The following is a 21,427-nucleotide window of genomic DNA, read 5'->3' as shown; positions in this document are numbered from 1 at the left end:
GCCCTGCAGCCCCGGTGCCACCAGCATCCCGGCGTCATAGCCTGCCTCCGACTCGACGACCGAGAAGGAGGCGTGCCGGTGTCAGACGCCAGCATTCCTTGCCCGCCGGGCTCGCAGCGCTACACCGTCCAGCCCGGGGATACCCTCTTCTTCATCGCCCAACGTTTCGGCACCACCGTCGACGCGATCCTGGCCATCAACCCCCAGATCGCCAACCCCAACCTCATCTTCCCGGGGCAGATCATCTGCATCCCCATCGCCCGGCCACCGGGCGTCTGCCCGCCCAACACCGTCGCCTACACCGTGCAGCCGGGCGATACGCTCTTCTTCATCGCTCAGCGCTTCGGCACCACGGTCGACGCGATCCTGGCCGCCAACCCCCAGATCACCAACCCCAGCCTCATCTTCCCGGGGCAGGTCATCTGCATCCCCAGGGGCGGCACGGCGTGAGAGAGTGGGGTGGCCCGTCGCTGCGGCGGCGGCCACCCCCTCTCATCGCAGGAGGAGCTGGGCCAGCAGGATCTTGACCAGCATCGCCGTCGGGTAGACCGCCGCGTACCCCAGGGCCGGCAGATCGTCGCCGGACTGGTCGGAGGCGAAGGCCAGAGCGGCCGGTTGCGTCTGCAACCCCGCCAGCATGCCCCCCAGCAAGGGCATGGGGATGCCCAGCAGCCGATACCCGACGACCAGCGTGCCGACGGCGAAGGCCAGGGTTACCGTGGCCGCGCCCGCCACGATTGCGGGGCCTGCCTGGATCAGCGTGCTCCAGAAGGCATGGCCCGAGCGGGTGCCGATGCCGGCCATGAAGAGCACCAGACCCAGCTGCCTCAGCGTCAGGTTGGCGTTGTGGGGCTGCACCCAGACGATGGGCCCTGTCCGCCCCAGGGTCCCCAGGATCAGCGCCACCAGCAGCGGGCCCCCAGCGAAGCCCAGCCGCAGGGTGAGCCCGCCCGGCAGCGGGATGGGGACGAGCCCCACCAGCAGCCCCATGGCGACACCGAGCGAGACGCTGGGGATGTCGATCTCCGACAGGTCACGGAAGGAGTCGCCCAGCAGGCGCGCCACCTCCGGCAGTCGGTCTCTCGGCGCCACCACCCGCACGCGGTCCCCCAGCTCCAGCACCGTGTCGCCGGCCGGCACCAGATCGACGTCGCCCCGCTTGACCCGGGTCACCGTGGCGCCGAAGAGGGTCTGCAGCCGCAGGTCCCGCAGCCGGCGTCCGGCTACCTGCCGGTTGGAGACGAAGATGCGGCGCATCTCGAGCTGGCTCCGGTCGTACTCGGGGTGGACGGCGCTGGGCTCCCCCAGCCGTGACGCCACCTGGCGAAGGTCCTCCTCGGCGCCGACCAGCGTCACCACGTCGCCCAGGGCCAGGCGGGTCTGACCCGTCACGATCTGCTGCCGCCCGTCCCGGGTCAGCCGGCTGGCCACCACCCGGCCGGCGCCGGCACCCGGCCGGGCCAGCAGCCGCTGCCAGAGCTCCGCGACGGGGACGTCCGTCACCTCGGGACGGGTGACGACCACGTCGGTGGCGGTCACGGGGTCGCTGCCCGGCGCGCCCGAGGCCCGAGCGTACCGCCGCGACTCCTCCCGGTAGTCGACTCGCCACAGGCGGGCCAGGGCGGCCATGGTGCCGATGACTCCCACCACGCCCACCGGGTAGGCGAGGCTGTAGCCCAGCGTGGGCAGTGCCACGGCATCTCGGCCGGCCGCCTGGAGAGTTTCGATGACGGCCGCCAGGGCCGGCGTGTGGGTGAGGCTGCCCGTGTAGAGCCCGGCCAGCAGCTCGGGCGGCAGCCCCAGCATCCTGCCCACGCCCCACGTCAAGGCCGTGGTCAGCGTCAGGACGGCCAGGGCGAAGCCCGTGTCGCGCACGCCCCGCCCGCGCAGCGAGGCCACGAAGCCGGGACCCGACGAGAGTCCCATGGTGTAGACGAAGACGACCAGCCCGAACTGATAGACGATCTCCGGCAGCGCCAGCCTCCGGTCCACGGCCCCGACGGCCAGTCCCACGAAGAGGACGGCCGCGGCCCCGAGGCGTAGCCGGCCCACCCGCACGGAGCCCAGCAGATAGCCGAGCCCGGCCACCACGAAGAGCAGCAAAAGGGGGTTGTCCGCCAAGAGACGCACCAGGGACTCCGCGTGCATCGGCCAAGCGCCCCCCACGGGACGAGCGTGCGGTGATGGCAGACGCCCGGGGCCGGTGAAGGGACGAGGTGGTGCCGGGGGCGGGACTCGAACCCGCATGGGCGCGAGGCCCAGAGGTTTTTGAGACCTCCGCGTCTGCCGTTCCGCCACCCCGGCACGGAGGTGCGCACCCATCTTACCAGACCGGAGCCCGCCGGGCAAAGCCCGCCCGAGCCCGGGGCTAGGAGGCCAGCACCCTCCAGAGCTCGTCGGGCGGGGCGCCCGTCACCCGGTCTCGCCGGCCGTCCGCGCGCACCACCCTCACCCCCTCGGAGGCCGGCAACACCTGCCCGACGACGGCCGCCTCGCGGCCCGCCTCCCGCAGGGCCCGCACCACCCGCTCGGGATCTCGGGCGGCGGCCAGCATGGCACCCGACGAGATGAGCCGCAGAGGGTCGATGCCGAAGTGCCGGCAGATCCGCTGCGTCTCGAGCCGCACCGGCACCCTTGCCTCCCAGATCTCGACTCCCACTCCCGACGCCTGCGCCATCTCCCAGGCCGCGCCCACGAGGCCGCCCTCGGTGACGTCGTGCATGGCCGAGACGCCCAGAGCGGCGGTCAGGCGCCCGTCTTGCACCGCGTCGACCTCCGCGATGAACGAGCGCGCCCGCTCGAGCAGGTCGCCCGGCAGTGCCGCCGCCAGCTCCTGGGCCCGGTCCGCCGCGAGGATGGCCGTGCCCTCCAGCCCCACGGGCTTGGTGACCAGCAGCCCGTCACCGGGACGGGCGCCTGCCGACGTGACCAGCCGGTCCGGCTCCACCAGGCCGATGGCCGTCAAGACGACGATGGGGGCGCTCACCTTGCCGGTAATCTCGGTGTGGCCTCCCAGCACCTCGATGCCGAGGTGGTCGGCCGCCGCGGCCACCTGCGCCATGATGCCGGCGATGGCCTCGTCCGGGGTGCCCTCGGGCATCAGCAGCACGACCTGGATGCCCAGAGGCTCGGCCCCCATGGCGGCCACGTCGTTGCAGGCGACGTAGACCCCGATGCGCCCCATCTCCGCCGAGGCCCCCGTGATGGGGTCGCTGGAGACCACCAGCAGACGCCCTCCGGTCTCGGCCACGGCGGAATCCTCGCCCAGCCCGGCGTGCACCCGCACCTCGGGCCGCAGCCGGCCCCGGTGGGCGAGCACCAGCTGGCGCAGCTTCTCAGGCGGAAGCTTGCCCGCCCGGAGCCCGCTCACCGTCGCGGAAGCCTCCCCTCGCGCTCCAGCCGGTCGAGGGCGGCGTCCAGGGCCTGGGCCGTCGCCTCGATCTCCTGGTCGGCGTGTGCCGTGGAGAGGAAGCCGCCGTTGCGCATCAGGTCCACGCCCTCGAGCAGCATGGCACGTCGCAGGCTCTGCACCAGGCCGTGCGGCGCGAGATCCTCGCCCGGAGGCGCCGGCCTTACCGGCCACCACCGGCCCTGCGGGTCCTGGCGGCCCTCGGCCCCCAGGTGGATGTGAAACCACGACGAGAGCCCGTAGACGAAGCCCTTGACACGCCGGCGCTCGAGCACCTCGTTGAGGCGCCGCACCAGCGTATCGGCCCGCTCGGCGGCGATGGCGGTGGGCCGTCCCGTCGCCACCTCCTGCAGGGTGGCGATCCCGGCGGCCGCCGACAGCGGGTTGGCATTGAAGGTGCCGAGGTGCGCCACCTTCTCCCGAGCATCGCGCGCCGGGTCGTCTCGGAACGCCAGAAGGTCCAGGACGTCCGCCCGGCCGGCCACGGCGCCGCCCGGCAAGCCCCCGCAGAGGATCTTGCCGAGGCAGACCAGATCGGGCCGGATGCCGTAGTACTCCTGGGCGCCGCCCGGCGCCATGCGAAAGCCGGTCACCACCTCGTCGAAGATGAGCAGCACCCCGTGGCGCAGGGTGAGGTCGCGCACGGCGTGCACGAACGCCTCGGTCGTCGGCACCTCGCCCCAGATCCCCCCGCCGGGTTCGATGATGACGGCCGCGACGTCCTGGCGGCTCTCGAGCACCCGGGCCAGGGCGACGGGGTCGTTGGGTGGCACGACGATGGTGGCCTCCGCCCCCTCCCGGGCGATGCCGGGAGGGGGCTCGGCCGAGGCCGCGGCGTAGTCGTGCCAACCGTGGAAGTGCCCCTCGAACTTGACGATGCGGGGCCGTCCCGTGAAGGCCCGCGCCAGCCGCATGGCCAGGTGGGTGGCCTCCGTGCCCGAGTTGGTGAAGCGGACGCGCTGTGCGGCGGGCATCAGCCGCTGGACCAGCTCCGCCCACGTCACCTCCAACGGGTGGGAGGCGCCCAGGTGAGTGCCCCGTGCCAGTTGGGTCTGGACCGCCTGGGCCACGGCCGGGTGGCCGTGGCCCAGCAGGAGCGCGCCGTGGCCCATCCAGTAGTCGATGAGGCGATGGCCGTCGACGTCCCACTTGTAGGCCCCGGACGCGCGCTCGGCGTAGATGGGGAATGGCGCGAAATACCGGGCATCGTGCGTCAACCCCGAGGGAAACAGACGGATGGCCCGCCGGTAGAGGCGGGCCGATCCAGCGAACCGGCGCTCGTATTGCGCCTCCAGCTCCGACATGCTCCGCACGCCTGGCCTCAGACCGCCCTCTCCAGCGGCACGTACGACAGGCCGTGGGACTGCGCCACCGCCCGATGGGTCACCTCGCCGGCCACCACGTTGACGCCCCTCGCCAGCGCGGGATTGGACCGCACGGCCTCCTTCCAGCCCCGCTCGGCCAGCTCCAGGACGTACGGCAAGGTGCAATTGGTCAGCGCGTAGGTGGACGTGCGGGGCACCGCCCCCGGGATGTTGGCCACCGCGTAGTGGATGACCCCGTGCTTGACGTAGACGGGATCGTCATGGGTCGTCGCGCGGTCCACCGTCTCGATGCAGCCACCCTGGTCGACGGCCACGTCGACGATGACGGCGCCCTCCTTCATCGAGCGCACCATGCCTTCCGTCACCAGCTTGGGCGCCCGGGCGCCCGGGATCAACACGGCGCCGATGAGCAGGTCGGCGTAGCGCACCGCCCGCTCCACGTTGTAGCGGTTGGAGACCACCGTGATGAGGTTGCCGCGCAGGATGTCCTCCATGTACCGCAAGCGGGCCACGTTGATGTCCAGGATCGTCACGTGAGCCCCGAGCCCCAGGGCGATGCGGGCCGCGTTGTAGCCCACCGTCCCGGCGCCCAGGATGACCACCTCGGCGGCGGGCACGCCCGGCACCCCGCCCAGCAGGATGCCTCGACCCCCGTGCACCTTCTCGAGGTACTGGGCCCCCACCTGGACGGCCATGCGCCCGGCTACCTCGCTCATGGGCGTCAGCAGCGGCAGCGAGCCGTCGTCGGTCTGGATGGTCTCGTAGGCGATGCCGACGACGCCGCGCTCCAGCAGGGCCTCGGTCAGCGCCCGGTCGGGTGCCAGGTGCAGGTAGGTGAAGAGCACCTGGCCGGGGCGCAGTCGTGGCCACTCCTGCGCGAGCGGCTCCTTGACCTTGAGGATGAGGTCGGCCTGCCCGAAGATCTCGTCGGGCCCCTCGCACAGCACGGCGCCGGCCTCGACGTACTCCTCGTCAGTGATGCCGCTGCCCCTCCCTGCGCCCCGTTGCACCAGGACCCGGTGGCCCCGGCGCACCAGCTCCTCCACGCCGGCCGGCACCATCGCGACCCGGTTCTCGCCCGGCTTGATCTCCTTGGGCACCCCGATGACCATGGCCCGACGGCCCTCCCCCTTCTATCGCCCCGGCCGCGGCCAGGCACCCCGGCCTACGGCACCACGTGCACCTGCAGCAGATTGGTCGAGCCCGGCAGGTCGGTCTTGACGCCGGCGGCCACCACCACCCGGTCCCCCGAGCGCACCAGCCCCGTGCTGCGCGCGGCGGTCAGGGCCACGTCGATCATCTCGTCGATGTTGCGGGCCCTGGCCACCACCGCCGGCACCACCCCCCAGACCAGCGCGAGCTGCCGTGCCACCTCGGCATGAGGGGTCGCCGCCACGATGGGTGCCCGCGGCCGGAAACGCGCCACCATGCGGGCGGTCGCCCCCGACTGGGTGGAGCAGAGAATGGCGGCGGCCCCCAGGCCCTCCGCCGTGTCGCAGGTGGCCCGGCTGATGGCCTGAGCCACGGTCGAGACGCTGCCGGGGCGGCGCTCGACGGGGCGTCCGTAGGCGTAGCCGCGCTCGGCTCCCAGGGCGATCCGGTGCAGCATGGCCACCGCCTCCACCGGGTGGCGGCCCACCGCCGTCTCCCCCGAGAGCATCACGGCGTCGGCTCCATCGAAGATGGCGTTGGCCACGTCGGTCACCTCGGCCCGGGTGGGGACGGGGCTCTGCACCATGGACTCCAGCATCTGGGTCGCCACGATGACGGGCTTGCCGGCCTCGTTGCAGCGGCGGATGATCTCCTTCTGGGCCAGGGGCACGTCCTCCAGGGGGATGTCGACCCCCAGATCCCCCCGTGCCACCATGACCCCGTCGGCTGCGGCCACGATCTCGTCGAGGTGGCGCAGGCCCTGCGCGCTCTCGATCTTGGCCACCACCGACGCCCGCGAGCCTGCCGCCTCCAGCTCCCGGCGCACGGCCTCCACGTGCTCGCCCCGGCGCACGAAACTGGCCGCCACCACGTCGACCCCGACCTGCGCCGCCCAGTGCAGGTGCTCCCGGTCCACCTCGCTGATGGCGGGCAGATCGACGTCGACGCCGGGCAGCGCCACCCCCTTGCGGGAGCGCACGACGCCGGCGTTGAGCACCCGGCACCGCACCCGCTCCCCCTCCACCGCCTCGACGGCCAGGTGCAAGGCCCCATCGTCGAGGAAGATGGCCTGACCGGGCCGCACCGAGCGGGCCAGGGCCGGGTAGACCACCGGGATGGTGCCGTCCGCGCCGGTATGGGCCGATGCCACGCCGACCAAGGTCAGGTGGTCGCCGGGCCGGACCGCCACATCGTCGCCCACGTCGCCGAGGCGGATCTTGGGCCCCTGGATGTCGAGCATGGCGGCCACGATGCGGCCACGTCGGTCGGCGAGGCGACGCACCCGGTCCAGGCGCCGGGCGTGCTCCTCCAGCGTGCCGTGGGAGAGATTGAGGCGCGCCACGTCCATGCCGGCATCCAGCATGGCGCCCAGGACGGTCTCGTCCTCGCTGGCAGGCCCGATGGTGCAGACCAGTTTGGTGTGGCGAAACGGTGTCACGGCCCTTGCTCCCTCGTCGGACCGCGAGCGCTCGGCCTAGCGAGAGGTGCCGCCTCCGTCCTTGGCTCCCTGCCGGCGAGACCCCCGGCGAGCTCTCGACTCGTCGCCCTCCCGCACGGGGGCCTCGGACGGGGCCTCCTGCGAGGGCTCGGTGGCGCCGTGACCGTGAGCCCCCGCGTCCGCTGCCGCGACGGCATCCGCCAGCGTGCCGGCGGCCTGCTGGGGACTACCGGCCTCCGTGGCGACCTTCCAGGCGCCCATCGACCGGTAGCGCCGGAAGCGGCGCTCCACCAGCTCGTCGAGGGGGATGGACTCCAGCTCCGCCAGGGCGGAGCGCAGCACCTCCTTGACCGATTGGGCGGTCCGTACCTTATCCCGGTGGGCCCCACCCAGGGGCTCCGGGATGATGCCGTCGATGACGCCGAGCGAGAGCAGATCCTGGGCCGTCAGGCGCAGGATCGACGCGGCCTCGGGGGCCCGGCTCGAGTCGCGCCAGAGGATGGTCGCGCACATTTCCGGGGAAATCACCGAGTACCACGCATGCTCCAACATGTAGACCCGGTCTCCGACCCCGATGGCCAGGGCGCCCCCGCTGCCCCCCTCGCCCGTCACCACCACGACGATGGGAGTGCGCAGCTGGCTCATGGCCATGATGTTCTCCGCGATGGCGACGCCCTGGCCTCGCTGCTCGGCCTCGATGCCGGGGAAGGCACCGACCACGTCGACGAAGGTGACGATGGGCCGCCCGAACTTCTCCGCCTGCTTCATCAGGCGAAGGGCCTTGCGGTACCCCTCGGGATGGGGCAGCCCGAAGTTGCGCTGGAGGTTCTCCTTGGTGTCCCGACCCTTCTGCGTGCCCACGACGGTGACGGGACGGCCGTCCAGCCGGGCGATGCCGCCCACCATGGCGCCGTCGTCACCCGCTCGCCGGTCGCCGTGCAGCTCCAGGAAGTCATCGAAGATGAGCTCCACGTACTCGAGGAACGTGGGCCGGCCGCTGTGCCGGGCCATCATGACCCGCTGCCACGGCGTCAGGTTGCGGTAGATCTCCTCCCGCAGGCGCTGGGCCCGCCGCTCCAGAAAGGCGATGTCGTCGGCGAGCTGCATGCCGCGCTCCTCGTTGAAGGCTCGCAGCTCGTCGATGCGCTTCTCCAGCTCGACCAGCGGGCGCTCCCAGTCGAACACCCCGTTACCGGCCATGGCGCCTCCCCTCCCGAGGGGCGTGCAGCGCGAGCAACTGGATCAGGGTGGGCCGGATCTGACGGCGGTCCACCACCATGTCGATCATGCCGTGCCGCAGGGCGAACTCCGCCGACTGGAAGCCCGGCGGCAGCTTCTGGCGGATGGTCTCCTCGACCACCCGGGGCCCCGCGAATCCGATGAGGGCCCCGGGCTCCGCCATGATGACGTCGGCCAGCGAGGCGAAGCTGGCGTAGATGCCCCCCATGGTTGGATCGGTCAGGACCGAGACGTACAACAGCCCGGCCTGGGAGTGGCGCGCCACCGCCTGGCTCGTCTTGGCCATCTGCATCAGCGACAGGATGCCCTCGTGCATACGCGCCCCGCCGCCTCCCGCCGAGAAGAGGACGACGGGCAGGCCCAGCTCCGTCGCGCGCTCGAAGGCACGCGCGATGCGCTCCCCTACCACGGAACCCATGCTGCCGCCCATGAAGCCGAAGTCGATGGCCCCCACCACCACCGGCCACTCGCCGATGGTGGCCGAGCCGGTGATGGCCGCCTCGTCCAGCCCCGTGCTCTGTTGCGAGCGCGCCACCTTCTCCTCGTAACCGGGGAATCCCAGGGGATTGACCGAGCGCAGGTCTCGATCGAAGGGCTGGAAGCGCTCCAGCGAGTCCAGCACCAGCGCCAGTCGCTCCCAGGCGCCGATGCGGAAGTGGTAGCCGCAGCGCGGGCAGACCCTGTCGTTGCGCTGCAGCTCCTTGGTGTACAGGATGGCCCCGCACCCGGTGCACTTGGTCCACAGCCCGTCGGGGGCCTCCCGACGCGGCACCGGGGTGGAGGCGGGGGCCTTGACCGTCACGTAACGGGGCTTGCCCCGGAAGAGATCCTTCAGCATGACTGGCGCGAACCGGCCGGCCGCGGCGGGCCCCATCGGGAGGCCCTGCCCGGGCCGCCCCGGCTACATCGCTCTCCCCCTCACGCCCTCAGCGAGCGGAGCAAGAGCTCGCTGGCCTCCCGGGCCTCGGAGCTCGGCACCATCACCTGGCACGGGCCTCGCTTGCCTCCCGTGACCGAGTCTCCGAGGCGCCGGATCGCCACCAGCAGGCCCTCGCTCTCGAGCCGCCTCTTGAGCATCTCGGCCACCGCGCGGTTGGGGGCGACGTAGACGACCACCCAACCCATCGAGGCCACTCCCCCCGGCCCTGGGTTGTCTCACCGGCCCGACTCCAGGTGGCCGTGGCGGGTCCATATCTCGGCGCGGCCGCGAATCTTGATGGCGGATGTGTGCCACGTAAACTGGGCGATCATCACTTCGCCCCGGTCCAGCTTCTCCGTGTGGTGAAACCGCGTCTCCGGCCCACGGGTCAGGCCCATGACCGTTACGCCGTCCTCCATGGCCTTGATGACCACGAAATCGCCCAACACGACTTCGGCCTCGTCCGGCCTTTCCCTGCCCGTCATCTTGGGCAGGCCGCCCTCTCCCGCCACCGTGGCACCCCCGTCTCGTCACGCCGGCTGGCCGGCCGCCTCGGTCGGGGCCACCGCCTGGTACTCGCCGGCTCCGTCCCGCTGGGCTGCTTGGCGAGGATGACGATGGGCGATGCGGGCCGCGGCCGCGGCCGCCACCCCGGCGACCAGGTCGTCGAGGAAGGTGTGCACCGCCCCGTCCCGGTGGCGGTTGAGCTGGCCGATGATCCCGAGCTTGCGCTTGTCGAGGTACCCGAAGGCCGTCAGCCCCACCGACCCGTACAGGTTGGTGATGGCCAGGGCCAGCACCTCGTCGATGCCGTACAGCGGGCTGTCGTCCCGTATGGCCGTCCGCAACGGCTCCGGCAGCTGGCCCCTCTCTGCCAGCACGTCCAGCGCGATGCCGGTCAGGATCGCGAACTGCGCCTCTCGCTTCGACACCACGCGCCGGACCGCCTCCAGGCACTCTTGCGGTCCGACGTCGGGTAGCCGCGGCTTGAGCAGCTGCGCGACCACCTCGGCGATGTCGGCGAGCTCCACGCCGCGCTCCCGCAGCCACTGGATCACCTGTTGCTCCAATCGGCTGCCTCCCATTCGGGCATCCTTGCTATGCCTGGCCCTCCGTGAGCAGCAGCGGAGGTCGCCCCGTGACGGCCTGCAGCGCCTCCACGAGCTCGGGCACCACGTCGACCCAGAGCGTCCGCTGCACCGCCGCCAGTCGCTTGCGGTGGCCCGACTGCAGCTCGACCACCACCGGCGTGTCACCGGGAAAGCGGCGCAACACCTCCGCCACCTCTTGAACCAGGGCGTCCGCCCGCCGGCCCGCTGTCGGGCCGCCGCCACCCGTCCGCCCCGCGCCTCCCAATGGTATCACCAAGAGGCGGTCCAGGGGCATGGCCCGGTCCCCGATGATCTTGATGGAGCCGTCGTCGTCGCGGCTGATCGTGCCCCAGACGACCGCCGGTGCGCCCGCTCGGGCCGCCTCGAACTGATCCAGGCTGCGAGCGAAGACCAGCACCTCCGCGCTGCCCGTCTCGTCCTCCAGCATGATGCGCCGCATCTGACCGCCGGAGCGGGTCGTCACGCGGCGGTCCGCCTGCACGAGGCCCGCGACCACCCGCACGGTGCCGTCCTGGGCATCGGCCAGCTCGCCGACCGCGCTCTCGCGGAAGCGCTCGAGCCGGTCGCGCCACTGCTGGGCGGGGTGGCCGGACAAGTAGAAGCCCAGGCTCTCCCGCTCCCAGGCGAGGCGCTCCTCCAGGCTCTCCGGCGGCACGCCCGGCAGCCGGTCCTGCGGCCGGGCGGCCTGCGCGCCGGCATCCGGATCGCCGAGCAGGTCCAGCAGCGACGCCTGCTCCACGGCCGCCGCGGTCCGGCGCCCGTGACAGCTCTCCCAGGCATCCTTGAGCCCTGCCAGCAGGGCGGCCCGTGAGCCGAAGGCATCCAGGGCGCCAGCCTTGATGAGGCTCTCCACCACGCGCTGGTTGAAGGCGCCGGGCGACGAGGCGTGCTCCAGGGTGCGCGAGCAGAAGTCGACGAGCCCCACGAAGGGGCCACCCGCGCGGCGGGCCTCCATGATGGCCTGCACGGCGGGCTCGCCCACGTGCTTGACGGCCATCAGCCCGAAGCGGATGGCGCGGCCCTCGGGCCAGAACTCGCCCCGGCTGTCGTTGACCGAGGGCGGCAGGACCGGGATGCCCGACTCCTTGCAGGCGTCGAGGTAGAGCTTGACCTTGTCGTCGTTGCCCGCCACGCTGGTCAGCAGGGCGGCCATGAACTCCACCGGGTAGTGCGCCTTGAGGTAGGCCGTCTGGTAGCTGATGAGGGCGTAGGCCGCCGAGTGGGCTACGTTGAAGGCGTACTGGGCGAAACGCTCGATCTCGTTGAAGAGATCCTCGGCCACGGTCTGGTCGTAGCCCCGGCTCACCATCCCCTGGATGAACCGGCTGCGCTGCTGGGCCATCTCCTCGGGCTTCTTCTTGCCCATGGCCTTGCGCAGCACGTCGGCCTGCCCGGGCGTGTAGCCGGCCAGGTCGGTGGCAATGCGCATCACCTGCTCCTGGTAGACGATGATGCCGTAGGTCTCCTTCAGGATGGGCTCCAGCTCGGGCAGGGCGTAGCGGATCTCCTGGCGCCCGTGGCGGCGTGCCACGAAGTCGCCGAGGAACTGCAGCGGCCCCGGCCGCCCCAGCGCCAGCGCCGCCACCAGGTCGCTGAACTTGTCCGGTTGCAGCTCCCGCATCATGCCCTTGAAGAGCCGGCTCTCCAACTGGAAGACGCCGTCGGTCTCCCCCCGGCTGAGCATCTCGTACACCTTGGGGTCGTCCAGCGGCAGGTTGTCGACGTCCAGGCGCACGCCGTGCTGCGACTCGATGAGCTCCACCGCCCGGCGGATCACCGTCAGGTTGCGCAGCCCGAGGAAGTCCATCTTGAGCAGGCCCAGCTCCTCCAGGTGCTCCATGGGGAACTGGGTCACCACCGCGCCGTCGCTGGTGCGGGCCAGGGGCACGAGCTCGATGAGCGGCTGGGGGGCGATGACCACGCCGGCGGCGTGCATCGAGAGATGCCGGGGGAATCCCTCCACCTGCCGGGCCAGGTCGATGAGCCGGCGCACCGTCGGCTCCGACTCGTAGCGCTTGCGCAACTCCTCTACATCGCGCAGCGCCGCCTCCAGGGTGACCCCTGGCCCGGCCGGTACCAGCTTGGCCAGCCGGTCCACCTCGGCGTAGGGTATCTGCAGCACCCTGCCGACGTCGCGGATCGAGGCGCGAGCCGCCATGGTGCCGAAGGTCGCGATCTGCGCCACCCGATCCTCGCCGTAGCGCCGCACCACGTAAGCGATGACCTCGTCACGCCGGTCGTCGGCGAAGTCGATGTCGATGTCGGGCATCGAGATGCGCTCGGGGTTGAGGAAGCGCTCGAAGATCATGCCGTGGTGCAGCGGGTCGATGTTGGTGATGCCCAGGCAGTAGCCCACCAGGCTGCTGGCGGCGGAGCCCCGTCCCGGCCCCACGGGGATGCCGCTGCGCCGGGCATAGTTGACGAAGTCCTGCACGATGAGGAAGTAGCCGGCGAAGCCCGTCTTCTCGATGATGGCCAGTTCGTAGTCGAGCCGCTGACGGATGGGCTCGGCGATCTCGCCGAAGCGCCGGCGCGCCCCCTCGTAGGCCAGCTCCCGCAGGTACTGGTCGGCACTCTGGCCGGCGGGGGTCTCGAAGGCCGGGAGCTCCCGGCGCCCCAGTTGGATCTGGACGTTGCAGCGCTCGGCCACCTCCAGGGTGCGGTCGCACGCCTCGGGCAAGTCGGCGAAGAGGCGGCGCATCTCCTCGGGGCTGCGCAGGTAAAACTCCTCGCTCCCGAAGCGAAGCCGGTTGGGGTCGCTCAAGAACTTGCCCGTCTGGATGCACAGGAGCACGTCGTGGAAGGCCGCGTCCTCCCGGCGCAGGTAGTGGACGTCGTTGGTGGCGATGAGGGGCAGGTCGTACTCACGGGCCAGGCGCACCAGGGCCGCGTTGAGGCCCTCCTGCCCCGGTACGCCGTTTCGCTGGAGCTCCACGTAGAAGTGATCGCGCCCGAAGATGTCCAGGTAGCGATGCAGGGCCGCCCGGGCCCCCTCCTCGTCGCCCTTGAGCAGCAGGGTGGGGATCTCGGCCGACATGCAGCCGCTGGTGGTGATGAGGCCCCGGGCGTGGCTGGCCAGCACCTCCATGTCGATGCGGGGCTTGTAGTAGAAGCCCTCGAGGAAACCGATGGTGGACAGCTGCATCAGGTTGCGGAAGCCCTCGTCGTCCTCCGCCAGGAGCAGCAAGTGGTAGTAGGCCCCTTCCGAGGGTCCCCCGGTCTTGTCGTGGCGGCTCCTGGGCGCCAGGTAGAGCTCGGCACCCAGGATGGGCTTGACGCCGGCGGCACGGGCCGCCTTGTAAAACTCCACCGCCCCGTACAACGCCCCGTGGTCGGTCATGGCCACGGCGGGCATGCCGAAGGCCCTGGCCTGGGCCACCAGGTCCTCCACGCGGCAGGCGCCGTCCAGCAGGCTGTACTGCGTGTGGTTGTGCAGGTGCACGAAGGATGCCGGCATCCTGGCCCCTCCCCTGTCGCCCGAGAGCGGGCATCCGAGGCGCTCCATGCCTCATCGATGAACGCGTGCGTCACCGCATAGAGAAGAGGGTGCCCCCCAACCATGACGGAGGCGGCGAGGCGGTCTGCACGCCCATGCGGGGTGATGCATCGGCGCCCCTGTACCAGGTGACCTCGGCCCTGTTTCTCTCCATGGGGGTGGTGATCGGCGGCAGCCTCTTCGGCGGGTTGAGCGCCCTCGTCACGGGCCGTCCGCCAATTGCCACCATACAGGAGCTGGCCCGCACGATCAAGTTGTGGGCCATCGTGGTGGCCATCGGGGGCTCCTTTCCCACCATCCAGGCCATCGAGACGGGACTGCTGGCGGGCCAGCCCGGCGTGCTGGCTCGCCAGGCGGTCGTCATCCTGGCCGGCCTGACCGGGGCCCAGTTGGGGCAGTGGCTGGTCGTGACGCTGACGGGGCGGTAGGCGTTGCGCCCGGGAGGATGGGCGGCCTTCTACGTGGTGAGCAGGGGCCGTCTGGCCGCGTGGCTGGCCGTCTTGGTGCTGGGAGCCTTGGTCGGGGCCGCCGGCGCCACCGTGCAGATGGGCCGCCACGTCGACGCGGTCATGCGCCAGCGGGACCGGCTGGAGCAGCAGGTCCAGGAGCTCCAGGGGCGGCTCCAGCGGCTGGAGGCGAGCCTGGCCGAGCAGCGCCGGCGGCCGGTGAGGGCTACCGCCGTGCGGATCAGCGGGCTCGATCCGAGCGAGGAGTTGCAGCTGCGACGCGAGGTGCAGGCGCTGCTGCAGGAGGTGGTGGGCCGGGAGGTCGACCAGGTGGACCCGGCTCTGGTGGCCGGTATGCTGGACGGACGACTCATGGCCCTGGGTGGCCGCACCGTCGCCCTGTCGGTGCGGAGCATCTGGCTGACCGACACCCTCACGGTGTCGCTGGAGGTACGCGCCGCGCCCGAATCCTGAGCCGCCGTCAGGCCGACCCCTGAGGGGGACCGGCCTCCAGCTCCCGGATGAGCGGCTCGAAGTCAACCCCCGAGAAGCCCAGCCGCCGCGCCAGCTCGTCGCCGTCCTCCCGCTGGCCGTCCGCCCAGAGCTCCCGCAACAGCTCCCCGGCCTCGCGGCGGGCGAACCAGTCCAGACCCCAGCGCTGCACCAGGCGCTCCCGCATCATCACCTCGAGGGCCCACGCCCTCAGGTACTCCGCCACGTAGAAGCCGGTGTCGACATCGTCCAGGTAGTCGACCGTGCCGTACTGCACCCCCGTCGCCTGGCTCAAGATGGCATCGTAGCGCGCCGGCATGCCAGCCAGATCCTGGGCGGCGTGGAGCTCGATCTCGTAGAGCAGCTTGCCGGCGTACCGGCGCAAGAAGTAGAGCCGGTCGAGGTAGGCGAAGGTGCGGTAGGCCCGTGACTGGTCGGCCGAGACTCCCAGCACCTGCTCCAGCCAACACGGGTTGGTGGTCAGGTACTCCAACAGGAAGGCGAAGGACTCGGTCACCGAGTTGTCGCCCAGGTAGCGGAACTCCACCGGGAGATCGGGGCGCGTGTGAGCGAAGTGCTGGGTATGGCCTGCCTCGTGGAGCAGCGCGTGGTAGTCGTCGCGGCCACCCTGCGGCAGGATGACCAGCCGGATGTCGTGAGGCACCCTTACCGGGGCGCAGAAGGCCCGGGGCGACTTGTGCGGACGCACCTCCGTGTCGAGGTGCACGTTGGGCTGCCCGCCCGGGTCGATGCCGAGGCCCCGCAGCGTACGGTGCAGCGCATCCAGCAGCCGGTCGGCGGGAAAGATGCCGTCGAAGTCGGTGGCGCGCAGCATCCAGGCGACGTCGTGCTTGCGTGCCTGGCCCAGTGGGGCGCCGCTCTGCCTGGCGATGGCGGGGCCGAACCACCGCTCGTATGCCTCTTGCGTACGCGACAGCAGCGCCTGCATACGGGGCCCCAGCGACGGATAGTCGATGCCCTTGAGCTCCCGGTACATCGACAGCGACGAGTCGTAGCCCAGCGCGCGCACCTGCTGCCGGGTGATCCGCCAGATGGCCTCCCGCTCGGGATTGAGCTCCGCCGTGAAGGCCTGGCGAGCCGCGAAGAGGCGTTGCCGTCGCTGGCGATCGGGCTCGTTGGCGATGCGCACGGGCAGCGTCCGGTAAGGGATGGCCTCTCCCTCTACGGGTACCGTCGCCTGGCTCTCCCGCGTGACGAGCGCCTCCATCCGCTCCTTGACGGCCGACTCCAGGTAGCCGCCCGTCAGGAAGTCGAGCAGGTGGCGGGCCCGGCGGCGGATCGGTTCGTCGCGGGCCTGCAACTGCACACGGCGTACCTTCTCCAGGCTCTCCCGCTCGAAGAGGTGCGCGTGGCGGGCGTAGATGGGGGTCAGCTGGAGCTCGGGCTTGAGGCCGGCTCCGTTTAGGTAATGCTCCTCGGACGTGGCCTGCAAGAAGGCCTCGACGTCGCTGGCCAGCTCGTCCAGGATCGCCTGCTCGTGCGTCATCGGCTCTGGCCTCCTCCGCCCACCAGGGCTTCGCCTCCGCCACTTCGTGGACCTGCGGACGGCGGGCCGGGGCCGGGCAGAGGGCCGGCGAAGCCCGGGAAAGGAGGCGATTCCCTGAGTCGGCCGGCCTCTGCCGCGGTCACCCTAGCGAACGGGGATTTCAGCGGGTGCCCCAGTGGATCTGGTAGACCCAGTTGTGCCCGCTGTTGTTGTCCCAGTGGTCGGCCGAGTCGTGGAAGCAGAACTCCAGCGTGCCGAAGCCCCTGGCTTCGAGGCTGGCTTCCCACAGGGGCGTGTCGCCCACCCAGCCGACCCGCCGCATGGGCACGTCACGGACGTCCTTCCAGACGCCGGGGCCGAACCCGTAGTGCAGATACACCTGGTCCGCGCCGTTGCGGGCCAGGAGGCCCGAGTACCAGATCGTGCATCGCTGGCCGTAGGTGATGGGCGTCGGCTTGACGTAGACCCCGTCGTCGACCTCGCCGGCCACCCCTTCACGCTCGCCGAGCGCCACCCCGCTCGCCTCGGCGCCCTCGCCGCCCAGCCAGCCGTACTCCTCGTCGGGCTCGGCCCGGCGCGGTCGGGCCGCCTCCTGGGGCGGGGCCGCCGTGAAGGCCCGGCGCAGGGACTGCAACAGGCCAGCCACCTCCACGCTCACCCCCTCTCGTGCGCGAGCCTGTGGGCTGCGCTCGGGCATAGGGTGCGCGCCCCCCGGCGGGCGCACCGGGTGAGTCGTAGGGCGGATCCCCATTCCGCGGGAAGCCGCGGGCCCCGGTGGTCATGTGGCCATGCCAGCCGTTGACCCGGGGCCCTCCCCGTGCTACAATGCGCTCGGCTCTCCTCCGACCGCTGGGGGATGGTGTAACGGCAACACGCGTGGCTCTGGACCACGTAATCCAGGTTCGAATCCTGGTCCCCCAGCCACCTCCCGAGCCTCCTGCCGTTTGGCCCTTCATTCGTAGCGCAGGGATTCGGCCAGCGGCATCGTGGTGCCTGTCACGCCGGTGGCCCCCCGGACGAGCCCTGCCGAGCCGATGAGCCCCAGCACCATGCCGAGCGCCGAGGCCACGGTGCCCGGCACGATCCCCCCGGCGGCCACCATACACCCCACGCGGCGCCCTTCGGCGCCGATGACTCGCAGGGCCGCCAGCTCGCGCCGGCACTCCTCCACGCCCAGCACGACGGCGTTGCCGATGCCCGAGGCCAAGGCCTCGCCCTCGAGCCGCCTCCGGTCAGTCACGCATGGCCCGGGAGAACGTGCGCACCCCGATGGCCAGGCACGCCGCGTCGAAGAGCACCAGCACCCCCGCCACGCCGGCCAGCAGGCCCGGTACCCACCCATGCAGCATGAGGCTGCGCACGGCGTCGATGGCGTAGGTCATGGGGTTGAGGCGAGCCACGGCCGCCATCCAGCCCGGCATGGCGTCCAGCGGCACCAGCGCCGAGCTCAAGAAGAGCAGCGGCAACGAGACGAAGGCGATCAGTTCGAAGAACTCGCCATGCGTCCGCAAGCGGAAGGCCAGGCTCAACGACAGCACGGCGATGCCGGCTCCCAGCAGCACCCCGATGGCCAGCACGCCGGCGACGCCGGGAAGACCCGTCGCGGGCCGCACACCCATCAGGCGGGCCATGGCCAGGATGACCCCGGCCTGCAGCGACGTCACGATGACGACGAAGAGGAAGCGTCCCACCAGCACCGACGCCGGCCGGATGGGGGCGGCCAGGAACCGGGGCAGCAGCCCCTGCTCCCGGTCGAACATCACCTCGATGCCGCCGGCCAGCGCGGCGTTGACGACGGTCATCACCACCACCCCCGCCGTCATGAAGGCCAGGTAGTCGCCCCCGGCCTCCGCCGCCACGCCTGCCCCGCGGAAGAGGTTGCCGAAGAGGAACAGCCACAGCACCGGCTCGGCCAGCGCCGCGAAGATGGAGACGGGCTCCCGGCGCAGGCGCCAGTACCACCGCCGCAGGAAGGCGCCGATCTCGACGTAGACGTCAGACCCCATGCTCCTCGAGCCTCCGCCCGGTGTGGGCCACGAAGACGTCGTCCAGGGTGGGCCGGGACCAGGAGACCGCCGCCACCCCGATGCCCACCCTCGCCAGAGCATCCATCACCTGCGGCAGCGCCGACTCGCCCGAGCGCACCCGCGCCACCAGCACGCCGTCGATGGACTGCACCGCGCTCACGCACGGCAACGGCTCGAGCGCCTCGACGGCCGTCGCCAGGGGCGCCTCCGCGGCCAGGCGCAGCCGCAGCACGTCGCCCCCGAGACCGTCCTTGAGCTCCTGCGGGTGGCCGACGGCCTGCAGCTTGCCCCGGTCCATGATAGCGACCCGGTCGCAGAGCCGGTCGGCCTCCTCCAGGTAGTGGGTCGTCAGCAGCACCGTCAGACCCTGGCCGGCCAGGCCCTTGAGGAAGTCCCAGACGCGCCGGCGCGTCTCGACGTCCAGCCCCAGTGTCGGCTCGTCCAGGAAGAGCAGGCGGGGCCGGTGTAGCAGGCCGCAGGCGATGTCGAGGCGCTTCTTCATGCCGCCCGAGAAGGTGCGCACCACGTCGTCGGCCCGTTCCGCCAGGCCCACCAGCTCCAGGACCTCCTCGATGCGGCGGCGCCGCTCGTCTCCGCGCAGATGGTAGAGGCCGGCGAAGACCATCAGGTTCTCGCGGGCGGTCAGGTAGGGGTCGACGGCGATCTCCTGTCCGACGTACCCGACGGACCGGCGCACGGCCTGGGGCTCCCGGGTCGGGTCGTGCCCGCAGACCCGCAGTCGCCCCTCGGTCGGATGGGTGAGCCCCAGCAGCAGCCGGATCGTGGTGGTCTTGCCCGCACCGTTGGGCCCCAGCAATCCGAAGACCTCTCCCTCCCGGATGGCGAGGGAGAGGCCGTCCACCGCCACGACCTTGGCGAAGCGCTTGACCAGGCCCTCGGCCTCGACGACGTACAGACGTCTCCCCCCAATAGGTGGCGGTCGGTGGTCCCTACCGGGGGGAAGTATAACAGATACCGTTAGCCTTCGAGGCGCTCCCGCAAGAAGGGCGGCAGCTCAAAGGCCGCCCGATGTACCTCGGGCGAGTAGTATCGCGTGGCCAGGCGCGCGGCCCGCGCCGGATCCGGCCGGCTCAGGTCGGGCCCCAGCGAGACGCCCGTGAAGGTCCACGGCCCGATGGAGTAGGACGGCACGCCGGCCCAGTAGACCCACGCACGGCCGAATTGCTCCACCAGGCCGCGCCGCACCTTGGTCACGAGCTCCGCCTGGAACCAGACGGATCCCGACTGGGTGACCATGACGCCGCCCTCGTCGAGCCGGCGGCGCACCGCCTCGTAAAACGGCGCCTCGAAGAGCACCACGCCCGGACCCACCGGATCGGGCGCGTCGACGACGATGACGTCGTAGCGTGGCCCTTCCGCCTGGAGGAAGACGAAGCCGTCGCCGTAGTGGATGGTCAGCCGAGGATCGCGGGCGGCCGCCTCCGCCCAGGGGAGGTAGGTCCGGGACAGATCCACGACGCGGGCGTCGATCTCGACCAAGTCGATCCGCTCCACCTCGTCGTGCCGCACGATCTCCGCCACGGCCCCCAGGTCCCCGCCGCCGACCACCAGCACCCGTCGGGGCCGGGGATGGGCGCACAGCGGGACGTGCACCAGCATCTCGTGGTACACGAAGGCGTCCCGCTCGGTCACCTGGATGGCGTCGTCCAGCACCAGGGTGCGGCCCATGCTGCCCAGGTCCATGACGGCGATCTCCTGGTAGGCCGAGCGCTCACGGTGCAACACCTGGAGGACCCGGAAGCGCATCTGGACGTGGGCGTCCTCGTCTTGCAGCAGCCAGAGCTCCATTCCCGCATGCGCCTCCTTCCCACCCCGGGTCTTACGCTGCCAGGGGATGAGGCGCCTCCCTGCTCCCCGGATCCTTGTTGCAGGCCCCAGGAGCCTATGCTATAATCCACCCCGGCTGCGGTGCCCCCATCGTCTAGCGGCCTAGGATACATGGTTCTCAGCCATGAGACCCCGGTTCGAATCCGGGTGGGGGTACCAACAAGTCGCGTTTCTCGGACCACAAGAGAGCCGCCGGGTGCCACCCGGCGCGAGGGGTGTGTTCGAGGCTCAACGATCCACTCCTCTCGGGGCTTGTACCGTACACCACGCGGTTTTGGACCCTCGCGGTAGTGCTCATCGCACGCAGCATACCCCGCAGAGGTCAGGATGTAGTCCTCGCCCAGCAGGGTGTGCAGGGTGCTGTTGCGCCCGCGAGTGCCCCGGGGGCCGGTACGCCCTCGGCCTTGAGCCGGTCACGGATCCACTGGTACGAGCGGCCCTCCAGGCGCCACGCAAAGATCCGGCACAGTACGGACCATCCCGTGCTAAGATGTAGGCGAGACGTCATGCCAACCGTGTTAAGGCTGGCGGCCTACCGCTTCTTTTTCTTCAGCAACGAGGGCAATGAGCCGCCTCATATCCACGTCGAGCGCGGCGATGCCTATGCCAAGTTCTGGCTAAAGCCCGCCAGCCTGGCCCGGTCTCGCGGCTTCTCTGCGCAGGAGCTATCCCGCCTGCGCAAGATAGTCGAAGAACACGAGAGCGAGTTCCTGAGGCGATGGAGTGAGCACTTTGGCCACTAAGCTACACGATGCTGTGGGCGTCCGCGTCGAGTTCGACGACGCGATGATGCATGTGGACCTGCTCGACGGTCGACGCATCAGCGTGCCGCTCGAGTGGTTCCCAAAGTTGAGCCGTGCCACTCCCGAGCAGCGCAGGAACTGGCGCTGGATCGGTGGCGGCATTGGCATTCATTGGGAGGACCTTGACGAGGACATCTCCATCGAGGGCCTCCTGAAGGGATAGTCCCGTCGCTCATCCCTTCCCTGGCTTTATCTTTTGGCCTGCCCAGGCGCC

The 21,427-nt window shown here is 71.1% G+C and carries 22 protein-coding genes and 3 tRNA genes; 7 read left to right on the top strand and 18 right to left on the bottom strand.

The window, feature by feature from the left end; genetic code table 11:
• Window positions 1-78: 78 nt before the first annotated feature.
• Window positions 79-450 (top strand): LysM peptidoglycan-binding domain-containing protein, encoded by a 372-nt coding sequence (locus VLY81_RS04610; protein ID WP_324669852.1) that lies wholly within the window; start codon window positions 79-81, stop codon window positions 448-450.
• Window positions 451-492: 42 nt separating this feature from the next.
• Here VLY81_RS04610 and VLY81_RS04605 read toward each other — a convergent pair whose 3' ends face one another.
• The 12 genes from VLY81_RS04605 to VLY81_RS04550 all read right to left on the bottom strand — a co-directional run bounded on the left by VLY81_RS04605 (window position 493) and on the right by VLY81_RS04550 (window position 14,051).
• Window positions 493-2,133 (bottom strand): aspartate:alanine exchanger family transporter, encoded by a 1,641-nt coding sequence (locus tag VLY81_RS04605; RefSeq protein ID WP_405001329.1) that lies wholly within the window; start codon window positions 2,131-2,133, stop codon window positions 493-495.
• 84 nt (window positions 2,134-2,217) lie between these two features.
• Window positions 2,218-2,304: transfer RNA gene (locus VLY81_RS04600), tRNA-Leu, on the bottom strand.
• A 64-nt stretch (window positions 2,305-2,368) separates the two neighbouring features.
• The gene (selD, locus tag VLY81_RS04595; RefSeq protein WP_324669850.1) at window positions 2,369-3,370 is read right to left on the bottom strand and encodes a selenide, water dikinase SelD; all 1,002 of its coding nucleotides are present in this window, start codon (window positions 3,368-3,370) and stop codon (window positions 2,369-2,371) included.
• Window positions 3,367-4,713, bottom strand: a complete 1,347-nt coding sequence (locus tag VLY81_RS04590) for an aspartate aminotransferase family protein (protein WP_324669849.1) — start codon at window positions 4,711-4,713, stop codon at window positions 3,367-3,369. Before VLY81_RS04590 ends, selD begins: the two co-directional genes overlap by 4 nt.
• Before the next feature lie 17 nt (window positions 4,714-4,730).
• Window positions 4,731-5,846, bottom strand: a complete 1,116-nt coding sequence (ald, locus tag VLY81_RS04585; protein WP_324669848.1) for an alanine dehydrogenase — start codon at window positions 5,844-5,846, stop codon at window positions 4,731-4,733.
• A gap of 53 nt (window positions 5,847-5,899) precedes the next feature.
• Window positions 5,900-7,324 (bottom strand): pyruvate kinase, encoded by a 1,425-nt coding sequence (pyk, locus tag VLY81_RS04580; protein WP_324669847.1) that lies wholly within the window; start codon window positions 7,322-7,324, stop codon window positions 5,900-5,902.
• Between the two features lie 36 nt (window positions 7,325-7,360).
• Entirely contained in the window at window positions 7,361-8,524 is a 1,164-nt protein-coding gene (locus VLY81_RS04575) for an acetyl-CoA carboxylase carboxyltransferase subunit alpha (protein WP_324669846.1), read from the bottom strand.
• On the bottom strand, window positions 8,514-9,401 hold the full coding sequence (gene accD / locus VLY81_RS04570) for an acetyl-CoA carboxylase, carboxyltransferase subunit beta (protein WP_324669845.1): 888 nt from the start codon (window positions 9,399-9,401) through the stop codon (window positions 8,514-8,516). Before accD ends, VLY81_RS04575 begins: the two co-directional genes overlap by 11 nt.
• A gap of 80 nt (window positions 9,402-9,481) precedes the next feature.
• The gene (locus VLY81_RS04565; protein WP_324669844.1) at window positions 9,482-9,688 is read right to left on the bottom strand and encodes a hypothetical protein; all 207 of its coding nucleotides are present in this window, start codon (window positions 9,686-9,688) and stop codon (window positions 9,482-9,484) included.
• Between the two features lie 30 nt (window positions 9,689-9,718).
• The gene (mtrB, locus tag VLY81_RS04560) at window positions 9,719-9,967 is read right to left on the bottom strand and encodes a trp RNA-binding attenuation protein MtrB (protein ID WP_405001289.1); all 249 of its coding nucleotides are present in this window, start codon (window positions 9,965-9,967) and stop codon (window positions 9,719-9,721) included.
• 45 nt (window positions 9,968-10,012) lie between these two features.
• Window positions 10,013-10,567: a phosphatidylglycerophosphatase A family protein gene (locus tag VLY81_RS04555; RefSeq protein ID WP_405001288.1), complete on the bottom strand. Its 555-nt coding sequence runs from the start codon at window positions 10,565-10,567 to the stop codon at window positions 10,013-10,015.
• 13 nt (window positions 10,568-10,580) lie between these two features.
• Window positions 10,581-14,051, bottom strand: coding sequence for a DNA polymerase III subunit alpha (locus tag VLY81_RS04550; protein ID WP_324669841.1), 3,471 nt, complete (start codon window positions 14,049-14,051; stop codon window positions 10,581-10,583).
• 134 nt (window positions 14,052-14,185) lie between these two features.
• On the opposite strand from VLY81_RS04550, the gene VLY81_RS04545 reads away from it, so the two are divergent.
• Window positions 14,186-14,518: a YtrH family sporulation protein gene (locus tag VLY81_RS04545; RefSeq protein ID WP_324669840.1), complete on the top strand. Its 333-nt coding sequence runs from the start codon at window positions 14,186-14,188 to the stop codon at window positions 14,516-14,518.
• Window positions 14,519-14,521: 3 nt separating this feature from the next.
• The gene (locus tag VLY81_RS04540) at window positions 14,522-15,010 is read left to right on the top strand and encodes a sporulation membrane protein YtrI (RefSeq protein ID WP_324669839.1); all 489 of its coding nucleotides are present in this window, start codon (window positions 14,522-14,524) and stop codon (window positions 15,008-15,010) included.
• A 7-nt stretch (window positions 15,011-15,017) separates the two neighbouring features.
• On the opposite strand, the gene VLY81_RS04535 is transcribed toward VLY81_RS04540, so the two are convergent.
• Window positions 15,018-16,535, bottom strand: a complete 1,518-nt coding sequence (locus VLY81_RS04535) for a hypothetical protein (protein WP_324669838.1) — start codon at window positions 16,533-16,535, stop codon at window positions 15,018-15,020.
• Window positions 16,536-16,695: 160 nt separating this feature from the next.
• A complete protein-coding gene (locus tag VLY81_RS04530; protein ID WP_324669837.1) occupies window positions 16,696-17,187 on the bottom strand; it encodes a carbohydrate-binding protein in 492 nt (163 codons plus the stop codon).
• 198 nt (window positions 17,188-17,385) lie between these two features.
• On the opposite strand from VLY81_RS04530, the gene VLY81_RS04525 reads away from it, so the two are divergent.
• Window positions 17,386-17,459 (top strand) — tRNA-Gln (locus VLY81_RS04525).
• A gap of 28 nt (window positions 17,460-17,487) precedes the next feature.
• On the opposite strand, the gene VLY81_RS04520 is transcribed toward VLY81_RS04525, so the two are convergent.
• The 4 genes from VLY81_RS04520 to speE all read right to left on the bottom strand — a co-directional run bounded on the left by VLY81_RS04520 (window position 17,488) and on the right by speE (window position 20,371).
• Window positions 17,488-17,775 carry an FtsX-like permease family protein gene (locus VLY81_RS04520; RefSeq protein ID WP_324669836.1) on the bottom strand — a complete coding sequence of 96 codons (288 nt, stop codon included), beginning with the start codon at window positions 17,773-17,775 and terminating at the stop codon, window positions 17,488-17,490.
• Entirely contained in the window at window positions 17,768-18,541 is a 774-nt protein-coding gene (locus VLY81_RS04515; RefSeq protein WP_324669835.1) for an ABC transporter permease, read from the bottom strand. The genes VLY81_RS04520 and VLY81_RS04515 overlap by 8 nt, the downstream gene beginning before the upstream one ends.
• Entirely contained in the window at window positions 18,531-19,454 is a 924-nt protein-coding gene (locus VLY81_RS04510; protein WP_324670339.1) for an ATP-binding cassette domain-containing protein, read from the bottom strand. The genes VLY81_RS04515 and VLY81_RS04510 overlap by 11 nt, the downstream gene beginning before the upstream one ends.
• An 86-nt stretch (window positions 19,455-19,540) precedes the next feature.
• A complete protein-coding gene (gene speE / locus VLY81_RS04505; RefSeq protein ID WP_324669834.1) occupies window positions 19,541-20,371 on the bottom strand; it encodes a polyamine aminopropyltransferase in 831 nt (276 codons plus the stop codon).
• Window positions 20,372-20,493: 122 nt separating this feature from the next.
• Between speE and VLY81_RS04500 the strand changes: the two genes are divergently transcribed.
• The 3 genes from VLY81_RS04500 to VLY81_RS04490 all read left to right on the top strand — a co-directional run bounded on the left by VLY81_RS04500 (window position 20,494) and on the right by VLY81_RS04490 (window position 21,376).
• A tRNA-Glu gene (locus VLY81_RS04500) sits at window positions 20,494-20,569 on the top strand.
• A 347-nt stretch (window positions 20,570-20,916) separates the two neighbouring features.
• The gene (locus VLY81_RS04495) at window positions 20,917-21,153 is read left to right on the top strand and encodes a DUF4160 domain-containing protein (RefSeq protein ID WP_405001287.1); all 237 of its coding nucleotides are present in this window, start codon (window positions 20,917-20,919) and stop codon (window positions 21,151-21,153) included.
• Window positions 21,154-21,166: 13 nt separating this feature from the next.
• Complete coding sequence (locus tag VLY81_RS04490; RefSeq protein ID WP_324669832.1) at window positions 21,167-21,376, top strand: DUF2442 domain-containing protein; 210 nt, start codon at window positions 21,167-21,169, stop codon at window positions 21,374-21,376.
• Window positions 21,377-21,427 lie beyond the last annotated feature (51 nt).

The organism is Limnochorda sp. LNt (assembly GCF_035593265.1).
Lineage (GTDB): Bacteria > Bacillota > Limnochordia > Limnochordales > Geochordaceae > Geochorda > Geochorda subterranea.
The sequence above is the reverse complement of the archived record's forward strand: the minus strand, read 5'-3'. Positions and strand labels throughout refer to the sequence as shown.